This window comes from Halomonas ventosae, assembly GCF_004361885.1.
GTDB classification, from domain to species: Bacteria; Pseudomonadota; Gammaproteobacteria; order Pseudomonadales; family Halomonadaceae; genus Halomonas; species Halomonas ventosae_C.
This window is the reverse complement of record NZ_SNWH01000019.1, coordinates 1-14,110: the sequence shown is the minus strand read 5'-3', so window position 1 is coordinate 14,110 and position 14,110 is coordinate 1. Positions and strand designations below refer to the sequence as shown.

General features: G+C 61.9%; 13 protein-coding genes. 3 read left to right on the top strand and 10 right to left on the bottom strand.

The annotated features are described in order from the left end of the window. Positions 1–48: 48 nt before the first annotated feature. The 3 genes from DFO68_RS12395 to DFO68_RS12385 all read right to left on the bottom strand — a co-directional run bounded on the left by DFO68_RS12395 (position 49) and on the right by DFO68_RS12385 (position 5,319). Positions 49–681: a DUF7680 family protein gene (locus DFO68_RS12395; RefSeq protein ID WP_133483953.1), complete on the bottom strand. Its 633-nt coding sequence runs from the start codon at positions 679–681 to the stop codon at positions 49–51. A 9-nt stretch (positions 682–690) separates the two neighbouring features. Then, a complete protein-coding gene (locus tag DFO68_RS12390; RefSeq protein ID WP_133483952.1) occupies positions 691–3,957 on the bottom strand; it encodes a DUF499 domain-containing protein in 3,267 nt (1,088 codons plus the stop codon). Between the two features lie 132 nt (positions 3,958–4,089). Beyond that, positions 4,090–5,319 (bottom strand): DUF4236 domain-containing protein, encoded by a 1,230-nt coding sequence (locus tag DFO68_RS12385; RefSeq protein WP_133483951.1) that lies wholly within the window; start codon positions 5,317–5,319, stop codon positions 4,090–4,092. Between the two features lie 423 nt (positions 5,320–5,742). Between DFO68_RS12385 and DFO68_RS12380 the strand changes: the two genes are divergently transcribed. Further along, positions 5,743–6,057 carry a helix-turn-helix domain-containing protein gene (locus tag DFO68_RS12380; protein ID WP_133483950.1) on the top strand — a complete coding sequence of 105 codons (315 nt, stop codon included), beginning with the start codon at positions 5,743–5,745 and terminating at the stop codon, positions 6,055–6,057. A gap of 66 nt (positions 6,058–6,123) precedes the next feature. Next, on the top strand, positions 6,124–6,504 hold the full coding sequence (locus tag DFO68_RS12375; RefSeq protein WP_133483949.1) for a hypothetical protein: 381 nt from the start codon (positions 6,124–6,126) through the stop codon (positions 6,502–6,504). Between the two features lie 29 nt (positions 6,505–6,533). On the opposite strand, the gene DFO68_RS12370 is transcribed toward DFO68_RS12375, so the two are convergent. The 5 genes from DFO68_RS12370 to DFO68_RS12350 are packed head-to-tail and all read right to left on the bottom strand — an operon-like array spanning position 6,534 to position 11,340. Next, positions 6,534–8,081 (bottom strand): conjugal transfer protein TraG N-terminal domain-containing protein, encoded by a 1,548-nt coding sequence (locus DFO68_RS12370; protein ID WP_133483948.1) that lies wholly within the window; start codon positions 8,079–8,081, stop codon positions 6,534–6,536. Then, positions 8,081–8,461: a hypothetical protein gene (locus DFO68_RS12365; RefSeq protein ID WP_133483947.1), complete on the bottom strand. Its 381-nt coding sequence runs from the start codon at positions 8,459–8,461 to the stop codon at positions 8,081–8,083. Before DFO68_RS12365 ends, DFO68_RS12370 begins: the two co-directional genes overlap by 1 nt. Further along, positions 8,461–9,945 carry an integrating conjugative element protein gene (locus DFO68_RS15950; RefSeq protein ID WP_279512837.1) on the bottom strand — a complete coding sequence of 495 codons (1,485 nt, stop codon included), beginning with the start codon at positions 9,943–9,945 and terminating at the stop codon, positions 8,461–8,463. The genes DFO68_RS12365 and DFO68_RS15950 overlap by 1 nt, the downstream gene beginning before the upstream one ends. A 13-nt stretch (positions 9,946–9,958) precedes the next feature. Continuing rightward, positions 9,959–10,909 (bottom strand): TIGR03756 family integrating conjugative element protein, encoded by a 951-nt coding sequence (locus tag DFO68_RS12355; RefSeq protein ID WP_432206843.1) that lies wholly within the window; start codon positions 10,907–10,909, stop codon positions 9,959–9,961. Beyond that, on the bottom strand, positions 10,906–11,340 hold the full coding sequence (locus tag DFO68_RS12350; RefSeq protein ID WP_133483946.1) for a TIGR03757 family integrating conjugative element protein: 435 nt from the start codon (positions 11,338–11,340) through the stop codon (positions 10,906–10,908). Before DFO68_RS12350 ends, DFO68_RS12355 begins: the two co-directional genes overlap by 4 nt. A gap of 238 nt (positions 11,341–11,578) precedes the next feature. Between DFO68_RS12350 and DFO68_RS12345 the strand changes: the two genes are divergently transcribed. After that, the gene (locus tag DFO68_RS12345; RefSeq protein WP_133483945.1) at positions 11,579–11,950 is read left to right on the top strand and encodes a histone-like nucleoid-structuring protein, MvaT/MvaU family; all 372 of its coding nucleotides are present in this window, start codon (positions 11,579–11,581) and stop codon (positions 11,948–11,950) included. Between the two features lie 140 nt (positions 11,951–12,090). Here DFO68_RS12345 and DFO68_RS12340 read toward each other — a convergent pair whose 3' ends face one another. After that, a complete protein-coding gene (locus DFO68_RS12340; protein ID WP_166637569.1) occupies positions 12,091–13,446 on the bottom strand; it encodes a TRAP transporter large permease in 1,356 nt (451 codons plus the stop codon). A 12-nt stretch (positions 13,447–13,458) separates the two neighbouring features. Next, positions 13,459–13,950 carry a TRAP transporter small permease subunit gene (locus DFO68_RS12335; RefSeq protein WP_133483944.1) on the bottom strand — a complete coding sequence of 164 codons (492 nt, stop codon included), beginning with the start codon at positions 13,948–13,950 and terminating at the stop codon, positions 13,459–13,461. Positions 13,951–14,110 lie beyond the last annotated feature (160 nt).

Below are 14,110 nucleotides of genomic sequence, written 5' to 3'. Positions count from 1 at the left end.
TACCTTGCTTGCCTGGCGACACCCGCCAAGCAGCTGCTGTGTCAGTGCTCAGCCACGGGCACGCACTTTCTCCAGGATGCGTGGCACCCGCTTGTCGCCGGCCTCGCCACACAGCAGCATGCGCAGCCCGCTGGTGGCCCAGCTGCGCAGCGCGGGGTCGGCGGTGGTGACGTTGGCCAGCCAGTAGACGGCCTCCTCCCGGGAGAACATCGCTACCCGGCGGCCGATCAGCTCGATGCGGTCGACGTCCTTCACCTTGCTCTGCAGGCGGAAAAATAGCGCCAGGCGGGCGCCGGCGGCCTCATCCAGGGGGAAGTTTAGATCACTCCGTTTGAGCCCCTGGGCAGACATATAGCTCTCCAGGCCCAGAGGAATTCCTTGCTCATCCTTCACCTCCTCCAGGATACGCTTGAGCACCGGCAGGCAGGCGCGCACGCTATCACCATGCAGGGTGCCGCGCTCCACGTGCTTGGCGCGCGGGTTGGTGAGCCCTTCGATGTCGTCGCGGTCCTCCGGGGCGATGCGCTCCTTGATGATCAGCACCGGCGGCGGCAGGTCCTTGTGGCGCGTCAGGCGCAGCACATAGGGTGAGCGTTTGGCCAATTTAGCCAGCTGCGCCTCATCGGCCTGGTGACTCTTGCGGCGCGCGCGGGGGGCCGCCTTCTTTGCGGTAGTGGCCATCGGCGGTGATTATCCTTCCAGTTGCTCTAGCATCTTGGTGAACTTGCAGTTCGGGTCCAGCTCACCCAGCGTCAGGCGTACCTGATGCTGCTCGGTGTTGAACTTCAGGCGGCTGTTCAACGCCGAAAAAAGCGCTCGGCTCTCGACCAGGGCGCCTACTGTGGTCGGGCCGAGGATCAGCTGAAAGCGGCCCTTATCAGGGGTTTCCGCGCCGATCTGAACAGTCTGCACCTCGGTCTTCGACTGGGCCAGTCCAGTGCCGGAGAGCAGGTTGAACAGCTGCTTGATTTTCTCGGGCGTACGCAGCAGAAAGTTGCGCACCTCAACCTTGGGTTGGAGCAACCACCCCCTTTCTTGCGCGTATCGGTAGGTGACAGCAATCCCGTCTGACACGCCACCAAGAGGCACTGTATCGCCGGTCATTGCCTGCTCTGGGTCCGCATCCCCATTTTCATCGAAAGCTTCTTTGGGAAAAGCGACCAGCTTTTTCGTAGCGAGCAGGTTATTTAGCTGTTGCTGAAGCACTTGACCATCGACTCGGTCATGGTCCTGCTCCAGATATCGCTCCAATTGAGCGATATCTACCTGCTCACGGCTCTCGATGGTCTGCTCTACCCAAGGGCCTACGGTGTTGGGGTCGCGGACAATGCTCTCCAGCCAGCCCAGCTGCTTGGCATGCTCCTTGGTGCAGAGGATCCAGCCTTCCCCACCGTTCTCCAGCGGCTCCACCGTAAGAGGCGGCTGATTGTCCTTGTGGTAAAGGTCATCGGGTTTGTGACTGTTCTTGTCGGGCATATGGCCCAGGCACCAGCTGCTGCGCTTGGCACCCTCTACCAGCACGGTCGCCAATAGCGCCGGTCGCTGCAGGATCGGCCAGTTCCGGCGAGTCGCGAAGCGCTCGATCAAGTCGCTGACGTTGACTTGCTTGAGGCTATCGAAGAACAGCTTCCCCAAAAGAGTGATGGCCTCTGCCGTGGAGGCGCGCTCGTCGGTGATCAGCTCTCCCTCATCAGCCAGCTGCTTAAGAATGGCATCCTCCAGGTGCATACCGCCGGAGCCGCCCGCGGTCGGGCCCGTGCCCCGCTTACCGAGATCGCGGACCACCACGCGACCGCCCTCACGCCCCGGGTAGATCAGGAAGCGGTAGCTTTCATCGATGGCGGTGCGCAGCTCGGCCGGACTCTTGGCGGCGCGATCCTTGAACTCGCCCTTCTGCAGCTGCTCATGGCTGACGCCCCAGTTCTCGGGGTTCTCCTTGAGGCGCTCCAGGGAAATCGCCTTGCGCGCCAGGGTGAGGATGTTCTGCCGGGTTCGGTGCTCCTGGTGGGTGCGTGACTCTGTCCAGGTGGTACCCGCAATGTGGGTAGTGCTGGGGGCCAGCAGGAAGACCTGGTTCTGGTACTGACGCACCGCGTCACCGCGCCGCTCGATGAAGCGCGCCGGGTCCATCTCTTCCACCTCGAAGGCGAGGATGCCCAGCTGTGGCTTAGGGGTCTTGTCGGGGATGCCTTCGCTGTCATCGATGTTGGGGTGAACATCGAACACAGAGGAGCCCTTGATCAGGCTGCGCACCACCTGCTCGACCCGCGTCATCGCTTCGGCATGAGCGACGTTGCCTTCGATGCGGCGCAGAATGTTGTTGAGAGTCGGCACGGTATCGGCGTAGAGGCGCCCATTGCGCTCACGCAGGTAGTTAGCCTCTCGCTCGATGGTTTCCAGCGCCGAGCGCACGGTAGCGGGCTTGATGGCCGGCGAGGCCATTTCATAGACCGCCGAGGTGATGTCGATACCGAACTTCTCATCTTGCAGGCCTCCGCCGCGGCCGATCAGGCTGTGCAGGAAAACCGCACGCCAGGCCCACTCATGCACCGGGTAGCCATCCGGATGAGGGTTGGCGGCATCCAGCTCGCCAGCCACAGTGCGGCTGGTGGCTTGGGTGCCGGAGGCCTTGCTGATGTCGGAATCCAGCACGGGGACGAGATCGCTGTTCTCGGTCTTGCCCAGCAGCTCGTTGCGGATGGTGCTGTCCGAGAGGTCGATATGGCCGGTCTGGATCAGCGGAATCGCCAGCTTCGCCTCCCAGATACGGCGCACGGCGCGCGCCAGGGTACGCAGCAAGCCGCGGGTGCCCTGGAAGCTCTCCACCTGGGCCAGCTCCTCTGAGAGAAACTCGATCAGCGTGGGGTGGAACGGATAGTGCGCCACCAGACGATCATGCAGCTGCGGGTCATTGGCACCGGCAGGAAGATCGGTACCAGCCTGGCGGTAGGTCTCGATAAATGCCGAGGCCACTTCACTAGCTGCCGCATGATCCACGGAAACAAACAAGCGCTTGGCCATGATGCGAGAGAGATCCCCCTCCTGCACCGGGGTGGTGGCCTCCGAGGTTCGGTTGACCACGTCCAGCACGCCACGCTGCGCCTCGCGCACCACAGCCTCGGCCTCGGCCGAGCTCATGCTGTGGGTGGACTGCAGCTTGCGGATCAGTTTGTTGAAATCGCCGAAGGCATTGGTGGCAGAGGCCAGGCTCAGCACTACCGAGACATTGGCTCTGCCTGCCGCATAGGTGGAGAGCGACATCAGGAAGGCCGCCGACTGCTCGGCCCCTACACCCGGGAAGGCCGCCTCCATGCGCGAGAGGTACTGGGCGATTTCGTCAATGATGATCAGCGTCGGCCGGTCGCCGAACAGCGTATCGAAGAACTCATCTGAAGCCGGCGCCGAGGCGTCATCCAGGCGCGACTGGATGGAGGCCTGCTGCTCGGTGGAAAGCGTCTGCTGGGCGATCATCCACCACAGGGTGTTGGGCTTGGGCGAAGCGCCACCGGCGGTTTCTCGCAGGGTATCCACGGTGTCGCCGATAATGCCGACCACCTGCACCTGGCCCGGTGCCGGCAAGCGCTCGGGAGCGAGGATGCCGGTCATGTGCTCAGCCAGCGGCTGCCCCTGCATGGCGGCGTGGGCCAGAGCGATCAGGGTGTGGGTCTTGCCGCCCCCGAAGGCGGTATCGAGACGCTGCATGGCCGGGCGCGACAGGTCACCGTTGGTCAGCCTTGCCAAGGCGTTGTCCAGGATGGTGCACAACCCCTGGGTCGGGTGCGTGGCATCGCGGAAAAAGGCCACCGGATCGGAGTAGAGCGACACGGCTCCCTCACGAGCTTCCCCCTTACGATAGTCACCCAGCACCTTGCTCAGGCTGGCGGTGAAGATCTCAGGGTTGAAGGTGCCCGCCAGGATCTCGGGGCGTGGCTGACAGGTGGATAGAACGTCGCGCATCGGTTGCTCCCTGCAGTGGCGCCAGAGCTGCCTCCACGAGGCCTGGAGCCCTGGCCGGCTCGTTTATGGCTCTTTGCACGCCATGTTACGCCAGCCGCGACGGATGGGTAAGGGGAACTGAGAGTCGGGGTGCTACACCAGCTTGAAGGGCTCGATGTCGCGGAAGATGCCGGTCTTGGTCGTGTCGCGGCGCAGGGTAAAGGCCTCCATGGCCGCTACCGGATCAACCTGGTCCAGTCTGTCGAAGTGGATCCTGCTCCACTGCTCGCGAGTAACCTTCACGCTGAACAGGTACTGGTCGCGCTCACCGCCGGTGGCCTGGTCGGTGATCTGGCGATAGCCGGAGATTCTCGCCTCCTGCACGGCGGGCAGGCGTGCGAACACCGCGCCCAGCACGCGAAAGGCGATGCCGTGGACGTGATCTCGATAGAGCTCACGCTGCCGGGTGTCGCTGAGCCGGCGGGGCGTGAGCCTGATCTGCTTGGCGGGCATGGTCCAGTAGCGGTCGGGCATCTCGTCGCCACAGGGGAGGTCGATATCCACGGCAATGGTGCTGACGTCGCTGCCGAGGTCGAAGTCGATGGCGGTTTCACGGGGCCAGTTGATCTCCTCCAGACGTTCACGCAGCGTCTGCTCCATGGCGTCCGGGTCGTGAAGCACGCCTTCTCCCTCACGAAGGTGGCGTGCGAACTCCGCTTCGTCGTGCGTCGCCTTGCGCCACTCCCAGTCACGATAGGCCTCATCAAAGGCCGCTTGCCGGCGCAGGTTCTCCTCCTCGACGCGCCGCCTGGCGGGGGGCCACAGCCGCTGCCACACGGCGGGCTGACGCAGCGCCGGTGGCGCCGGCGGCGCCTCGGCGAAGTCTCGGGTGACGTAGCCGGTGATATCCGGGTGGGGCGTCTCCTCGTGGAGCCGCCCCAGGCGATCCAAGTCGGCGTTGAGGCGCTCGCAGTGCTGAGCCAGCTGCTCGCGCAGAGAGTCTCCGGCATGACGCCGCAGCACCCGGGCCTCGTCGTCGCTCATCGGCGTGCCGTCACCGTGGGCATAGTGGATGCCGCCATCACCGTCGATATCCAGCCGGATGGGCAGCGACTCGCCCTGAGCCAGCAGCGCCTCCAGGCTCCCCGCGGGGCTTGCGCGGCCGGCGCCGCTGCTTCCCCGCCCAGCCGAACGGCTCCGGGCGTTGAGCTTCTGGCGATAGGCGAGCCCGGTGCCGGGAATGCCCGCGTGGCCGTGCACGCCCCTTGGCCCCACGCTGAGGCTCGCGCCCCGCGGGCCCACCGAAAGCCCGAGGCCCCGCTTGCTCAGATTGAGGCGGATACCCGGCGCGAGGGTGATACGGCGCTGGAAGCGAAATCCCACGGCGACCTCCTTGTCGGTAGATGCAGACAGCGCTTCATTCTGCACAGGTGCGCCGACGTAGGGGAAGCGCATAGTGCAAAAACAGCAGAATCAGTGAGTTAGGTAGGAGGCTTTCTGCAAAAGCTGCGGTTTCTTTCTGCAGCGCCGCTTCAAGCAAGCGGCGCCACGACAGGGTGAGAAACGACCAGCGCCGGCAGCAACCCTTTGCCTTTGCCCTTTCCCTTTGTCGTCCGCACTCTCCCCGGCCTTTAGGGGCAAGCCCCTTCCCCTTGAGCCCCCTTCCCTTCCGGCTTTTTTGCCTTTCAGCCTTTGCCGCTCCGCTCCTGCTAAGGCTCTTGGCAACGAGCGAAGGCGGCAATGATCAGCAGCGAAATTCATACGCAAATTGCGTATACTTTTTGGTGTCGTTACGAGGACATGACCATGGACCGCAACATCTTTGACGAGCTCGTCGAGGGCTTCGACGCTTTGGCGGAGGAGCGCCAAGGCAAGCGCACGCTGCGCTCGCATCCTGTCGCTCTGGATGAGGTCCCTGACGTCACTGCCGATGAGCTCATCGCGCTGCGCGAGAAGCTGCATATGTCGCGACCGGTGTTTGCCATGTACCTGCGCACCAACCCCAGGACGCTGGAGAACTGGGAACAGGGCCGCGCCAAGCCCAACGCCCAAGCCAAGACCCTCATCCGGCTGGTCCAGAAGTACCCCGAGACCATCGAGCACCTCGCATCCCTCGGCTAAGCCCACTGGAGCTTCCCTCGCGCTACGTCTATGCTAAAAGGCTGATGTACCCAGGGAGGGACGCCCATGGCGCTGAAATCACTTCTCACCCGAGCCGCCAGCGCTGGCCGCCAGGCAGCGCGGAAGGCTCTCGACGGTGGACAGCAGGAAGGCTGGTCTGACGGCTGGCACACCCGGGCGAGCACGACAGAGTCGCTGCGCGTGCTGCGCGACTCCGCCGCTGGCATGGCCAAGTCCACTGCCCAAACGGCCACCACCCAGGAGGGGTGGCGGCGTATCGCCCGGGGAGCCGGCAAGGTAGCCGGAGGAGCGGCCGTAGTAGCAGGCGGTGTGGCTCAGGGGCTATCGGCCAGCATAGATGACAAAGCAGCCCAAGAAGCCTCAGCTAGCCTCAACGATGACGGCTATGGCACCGTCTACGATCAGGATGGCGAGTGGATGTACTGAGCCGAGCCAGCTGAGCTGGCTCGCTCTCATCACTTGAGCCTCCCTCCAGAACCCGAAGACTGTATCTGCCCGCCGCCTTTCTCTCCCGACTGTCGTGATGGATTACCGCCATCGCCGATGCCCTTGGCCACAGCAGCACCAGACTTCAGGCCAGCCCATCCCAGCACGGCCACCCAGATCGTCGGCAGCACCAGAAACATCATTCCTTCCACAAACTGCAACACCATGCGGTCGTAGAGGTTGTTGGCGGCGGAGAGCCAGCTCAGCTTGGCGGCGTCGCTGCGGTAGAGCAGATCCACCAGGTTGGCGTTGATCCAGCGGGCGAGCTCCCACCAGAAGGTCAGGAACCACATGGCGAATAGCCCGAAGGTGGCCATGCCGGCGACCTTGAAGCTGTAGCTGGAGATGACCATCACGAACGGCAGGCAAATGATGATGGCCATCACTAGGATGCCCTGCACCATCGGCAGCGCCTGCTTGAGCATATCCATGCCAGCCTGGAACGGCAGGATCGATAGGGTGCCGCCAATCGCCGAGCCGGCGGTGACGGTGGCATCCCAGAAGTTATTACCACCATCCAGCCCACGAAAGCCCACCACCGCCTGATCCAGGTTGCCGCTGGCCGCACCCGAGCGGGGGCTAACCAGGCGCCGTATCACGTAGTCCTCAGCGTCACTGCCGGTGAAGACGCTGCGGAAGTCATCCCAGAACCCCGTGCTCACCTCACCATGCAGCCGGGCCCTCAAGCCAACGCTCTCGGCTGACCACCACTCCTGGCAGGAGGGATAGCCCGGCATCCCCGGGCCGGTGTTGGGCCGGGAGACATCCCGGCTGGCATCGTAGGGGAAGCCGGCGATGGGGCGCCCGGCGTAGAAGCTGTCGTAGTAGCCGGGCGTTGTCTGGAAGTAGTTCGATCCGATCCAATCCACGTCCATGGCGCGGGTCGCCTCGATGGCGCCGCCCTCCTGTAGCAGCCGATTGCGCGCTGGGCCGAAGCACTGGCGCTGGAACTCTCCCACCTCCTGTTGCAGCCCCGGGTCTTCGATGCTGTGCAGGTCCAGCTCCATGCGGATGGACTCGAAGTCCGTCGAGCAGGGAATAGCGTGAACGGCCGCCGCGGTTACCCCATGCGAGACGGCATGCACGCCCGCCCACCACAGCGGCAGCCGCGCCTGACGGCCACCGATACTATTCTCGGTCGCACCGAAGGCTCCCTCGGACCAGCCGCCAGAGGCGAACTGTCGAGTACCGCACTCCATCGAGCGGTTCTCGTCGATATCGGCGGTGGCCAGCTGGACCTGCAGCAACGGCAAACAGGTGAATGCATAGGCCAGGATCATGGCGTAGAGCCGGGTCTCGATGCGGTTAACCGTCAAGATGCCCTTGGTCCCGGCCTCGTCGCCCTCCTGGCGGGCCTTGAACCATTCGGAGAGAACCAGGGTAATGAACGGCACCGCGGCGATGCCGGTGCCGACCATGACGTTCCAGATGGCGTTGTTGATGATCCAGCCGAGTAGCGTCATGGCATTCGAGAAGTAGTCGAACACCACCAGCGGCGCGGTGAGCAGGCCTCCCATCAGGCACCTCCCAGCCGATTGATCAGGTTGGTAACCTCGATGAGGGCCAGGATGCCCAGCGCCATCACCTCGAGTCGCCGGAGCTTGGCGAGCGCCTGCCGGCCGTCGTCATGATCCTGGCGCAGCCGTGCCACCGCCCGTGGGCGCAACTTGCGCCACCAGACCAGGGCTAGCGCCGCGTAGAGGCTCAGCCGCCAGGCCAGCAGCCACGGCCAGGCGGCCTGCCAGGCGCTATGGTGGGCCTCGAGCCCGCCCAGCAGGCGCACGCTGACGGCGAGAATGGCGCCGCTCAGCAGGAACATCACGACCAGCACCGCCATGGCGACCAGCAGCGACGGCCAGCGGGCCGGATTCAGCCAGGTGAAAGCACGTGGAGTCATCAGTCACCGCCCTCCTCGCCGGCTGGGCGGCCGCGGCCGTCCAGGGCCGCATCCGGCCTGAAGGTCTCGCCCTGCGAGGCGTCCTGGCTGCGCCGGGCGGCCCGCTCCAGGGCGATGCCGGCAGCGCTGTTGCCCAGCGCCTGGCGGATCTCCATCTCGGAGCGCAGCGACTCGATATCCCGATCCAGGGCCACCAGCTTGCGATCCAGCGCCGACATGCCCTGCTCGTTGTCGGCGATGCCCGGGTCACTGCTGCCGGCCAGCAGCAGCCGGCGCGCCCACAGCGCCTTGGTCAGGGTCCTGGCCAGGGCCATCTCACCGCTTAGGCGATGGATCAGCAGCGAGGCCTCGGGGTCGCTGCGCAGCGACTCGATCACCCCGCGGGAGACGGTAAGGCCGTCCCCGGCGGAGACCTGGCGCAGGTTCTCCGGGGTCAGCGGCTCGCTGCCGTCGACCAGCCCCTGCAGCAGCCCGTAGACCTCCTGCTGCTCACGCTCCAGCTCGCGGACCAGGCCACTGCCGGCCTGGGTCTCGCTGCGCTCGCAGCCGTCGCAGGTGCGAATCGACTGTTCGCCGATCACCGTCTGAGTCCACTCGGCGGCCTCCTCCGGGCTCTGCCAGACCGTGCACATGCCGCCCAGGCAGCTCCCAGCCCCGCTACCTGACCCTGCGCCGCCACCGCTCCCACCGGAGGCGCCGCCCAACCCACCGCCACCGATCCAGGAGCCCTCGTTGGTGGCTACCGACCCCCAGCCGCCACCGCCCCCGCCAATGGGGGCCGTGCTGGTGGTGTCGTCACGGCCGTGCAGCAGGTTGTAGCCGGCCCGGGCGGTGTCCTGCACCACGCGAATCGGCGCCTGATCCTGGCCGCCGCGGCGCTGGCCTCCCACCCAGGTCACGCCCTGGTTGCCGCCCGACTGGTCGACCTGCTCCTGAGCCGCGACGACGTCGGCGTTGGACTGGGCCGCGCTCTGCCAGCTCTCGGCCGCGGCCATCTGCTGCCACCCCTGCCCGGTGACCATGTCGGCCATGCGCTCGGACATCTGGCGGCAGGACATCGACGCCCGGTCGAAGTCGACACGCCCCTGCAGCACGCCGTTGCTTAGCAGGTCATAGAGCCCCGGGTTGGCCCGCTGGATGACCATGGCGGGCAGCGAGGCCACGGCACCCTGGGCGTTCTGAACCACCGTCCCCATCAGGTTCTGGAAGCCGTCGGTGACGCCGTTGAGCTGGTTGGAGACCGTGGCGCCAATATCAAAGTTGCCGCATGTGGCATTCATGTTCCAGCTGATGCCGATACCGCGAACGTTGGGGTTGTAGCCCCGTCCGGCGGAGACGCTGAAAGGCGAGGCGCCGCCGATCTGGTAGTAAAGGGCATCGGCGGATTGCGCCTGAGCCTGGGCAGCATGGGTAGACAGCAGCCCCACCACCAGGGCGCCGGCCAGCGGCGCAAGGGCGAAGCGTCGCATACGAATTCCTTTCATCGGCTTCTCTCCTTCAGGGGACTGCATACAGCAGGGTCTGGCCGCGACGCTTGCAGCAACGATAGGGGCGCCACAACGACCAGGCGTAGTCACCGCCGGTATCCAGGCGGTCACCGTAAGTGTCGGTGACGCCACGGTCCGGCCACACCCGACAGGATTTGCTCATGCCGGGCGTGAGGCGCTGCCAGCGGTGGGTCGAGGCATCGCCCTCCTTGACCGGCCCGGGCGGCCAGTAGCCGTCGCGGCTGGCGGCCACCAGCGGCGTGTAGACGTGGGGCTGTCCGGTGCGGGTGACGACATCGGCAGAGCGCTGGGCGGTGGTCGCCGCGGTCTTGTAGTCGTGTACCTGAGTCAGGAAGCCGCTGCGCGGGTAGATGTTGCCCCACAGGTCGCCGGGCTGGCCCAGCTCACGCATGCCGGGCGTGAGTGCCTCGGGGTAGAGCGACTCGGGAATGCCGCTGCGCCACGCCAGGGCGTCCAGGGTCGAGAGGTGGTAGGGCTGGAAGGGCGTCGCTGCCCCGGCGCAGGTCATGCCGAAGGCGCTGGCGAAGCTGCTGAAGGCCTCGCCGGCCGGGTGGCCGATGGCATCCACATTCTTGAAGCGCAGGTGCTCGTGCTGAGCCCGGCTGACATCCGAGGTGCTCTGCCCGCCTGCCAAGGCCTTACCCAAGGGTGGCGAGAGGGTGGCCACTTCCCACCACGGGTTGTCGCCAGTGTTCTCGTAACTGGAGACCACCAACTCGGGGATGTAATGACGCACCTGCACCGAGGTGCGTATCGAGCAGCCCGACCAGGAACAGTTGAGCCAGACACAGATGCCGATGACCTGATAGTCCAGGCATTGAGTAGTAATCGACGACGCCACAATCTCTGGTGTTGTTAGCGCCTGGGCGGGCCTCTCAATTACGCCCAGGCTCAGCACAGCGCCAATCAACAGAGCGCCCAAGGTCCTGTAGCGCATCATGGGCGGCTCTCCTGACTCAGCAGGCGATCGGCTTCGTTCAATGCCCCCGCGACGTCCGGCTGGCCGTAAATCACATGGCGACCATCGATCACCACGGCGGGCACTTTCTCGACACCCAGCTGCCAGGCCCTGGCCAGCCCGAGATAGCTATCGGCATAGCGGTCAGCAGTTTCCTGCCACGCGGGCGTGGTCATGCGCTCGCGCATCAAGGCTGCAGCAACGTCAGGATCCGCGGGCAACTGCTGAGACAGCAGGGCATCCAGTCGTCCAGGCACATCGAGTTCGATGACCGCTACGCCCGAGGGCACGTTGACGACCGGCTCACCAGCGGTGGTAAAGACTTCGATGGCTGGCTCAGCGAGTACGGGGCCTACCAGGCAGGCAGATAGGCCAAAGGCGGCCAGCCAGCGGCGCGGGTGGTGTCTCTCCATGCTTGCCACTCCAGTAGAACAAGGAACTGGCACAGCATTACGAAGTCAGCTTTGAGCTGCATCAGGAAATGTTAACTCGGCCGCGGGGTGTTTTCTTAAGCAGCACCCATCAATATCTCAGCGCACCCACTACCCTGCTGGCAACCGTCACTGCCACGGTTAATTGAAGAGATCCATTGATTCAAATCACGGAAGCCACCATACTTGCCTCCAACACTCACCCAATGCGAGGAGACGCATGTCCATTCTCAACACCTATATCCAGAAGGAACAGCAGCTCAAGCAGCTCCAGGAAGAGCTCGACAAGCTGAAGAACGACGACCGCCTCAAGGCCGAGTTGGAGTTCAAGGACAAGCTTGAGGCGCTGATGCGTGAGTTCGACAAGTCAGCCGCTGACGTCATCAAACTGCTGGACCCAAAGCCGGCCACCGCCAAGGCCGCCAGCACCACGAGCACCGGCCGCGCCAAGCGCAAGCTGAAGATCTACAAGAACCCCAACACCGGCGAAATCGTCGAGACCCGCGGTGGCAACCAGAAAACGCTGAAGGCGTGGAAGGAGGAGTACGGAGCCGAGACCGTTGAGGGTTGGCTGGTGAGGACTGAGGACTGAGGACTGAGGACTGAGGACTGAGGACCAATAACTCACTAAAAATTGCCGAGCTTCACCATGCTCTAAGAATCATTTTTTAGTGGCCGCACTTAAAGTAAAAACTTGAGCCCGCCCTAAGTGGCGGGCTCAAGTTTGTCAGCTCAGATGAGCCCTGGAAGCCAAAGAATAATAGCAGGAAAAGCTATACATGCAATCAAACCCACAAGCTGAAGCCCAACAAACGGAATTATGGATTTATAAATTGTACCTACACCAATCTCTCCCTTGGTTATCCCCTTGAGATAAAAAAGTGCATAACCAAAAGGTGGCGTTAAAAAACTTGTCTGGAGGTTTATAGCCACCAAGATAGCAAACCAAATCAAGACTGCCTGAGAAGAAAGCCCTAAGCCAAAATCAAGAGCCTGAACAACCGGCGCAACAAGTGGCAAGATCACATAACTAATCTCAATCCACTCCAAGAAAAAGCCCAGAACAAATATCATTGCCATTATTACCAGCAAAAGCCCATATGGACCAAGCCCTGTGCTCGCCACCAAGTCAGCAATCATGTAGTCACCACCAAGCCTTTTGAAAACTACTGAAAAGCATGTGGCGCCTACAACAACAAAAAGAATCATTGCCGAAGTTTTTGAAGTATCCCGAACAGCAGACTGCAAAATATTAAACTTAAGACTCCGCGTAGAAGCCGCTAATAAAAGGCTTCCTGCGGCGCCGATCGCTGCTGCCTCAGTTGGAGTCGCAATGCCCGCCATAATTGAACCCAACACAATAACCATCAACATGACAGGGCCAAACAAATCTCTCATAAGTGCGAGCCAAAGGGGTGAGCCGTCATGATCGAGAGAATCTGGATCAGCTAACGGAGCCCACTCAGGGCGCACCTTAGAAACAACAAGCAAATACAACACATACAGAATACCAAGAAGCAAACCCGGCAACAGAGCAGCCTTAAAAAGAGCACCAACTGAAACCTGAAGTATTGAACCCATAAGCACCAGCATAATAGATGGAGGTATCAAAACACCAAGAGTTCCCGATGCAGCAATAACCCCGCATGCCAGCTCGGCTTTATACCCCTGCTTCATCATTACGGGCAGGGCAAGAAGCCCAAGCATTACAACTGAAGCACCAATTATCCCGGTGCTAGCAGCCATCACAATACCTAGAAGAGCTACTGATATAGCCAAGCCACCATGAGTTCTTCCAAACAGCCGCTGCAATGTCAAAAGGAGTCTCTTAGCAACGCCTGAGACCTCGAGCATAATACCCATAAACACAAATAGAGGGATGGCAATCATGAGCCAGTTTTCTATGACCTGACCAAATATCCTTGAACCTACCACACCTAAAAAAGGAAAAGGAATATCGCCAATAAAAGCAAACAATATTCCCAACCCCCCAAGCAAAAAGGCAACTGGGTACCCTGTGAAAATTCCGGCAAGCAACGCCACCACCATCGCAATGGGAAGCGAGTACTGTACAAAAAATTCAACCATTATCATCGACTCCTAATTGCGCGGGGGATCACTATCAATTGACGGATCAAGGATTACGCCGATGTTTCTAATGACTTGCCCCAGCGCCCCGAGTGCCAAAAACATCATCCCAAATGGGAGCATGGCTTTAATGAGATATCTATCTGTAAGGCCACCATAATTCGACTGCTCACCTGAAATGTAGGACATTTCCACAAAACTTTTCGACAGCCAGGATATGATCAAACAGAAGGGAACAAGCATCACACAATGCCCAACAACATTAACGACAGCCCTGCTTCTCAAGCTCAAGTTACTGTAAACAACATCAACGCGAACATGATTGTCTAGATGGAGGGCATAGGTTGCGCCAAACAGAGTCAGCACGCCAAAGATATGCCACTGCAACTCTGTGACGCTATTTATGGTTATGCCTCTCCCAAAAAGTAGAACTCTTTCGTCCCACCGAGCGATTACATTTACCCCAAAAAAATTCATTAACACAGTGATGAGCACGGCAGCCATAACCAACAACACAAGCCAGCTTGTTAGTCTTCCTACCACGAGCCCTAGCCCGACCAAAGGCCGGGCTAGGGTGCGTTAACAATTGCTGATGGAGATCGGGCTGATTTAGAATATCAGCATTTTTCGGTGATCTATGCCTCGGCTAATGCTACGTGATGAC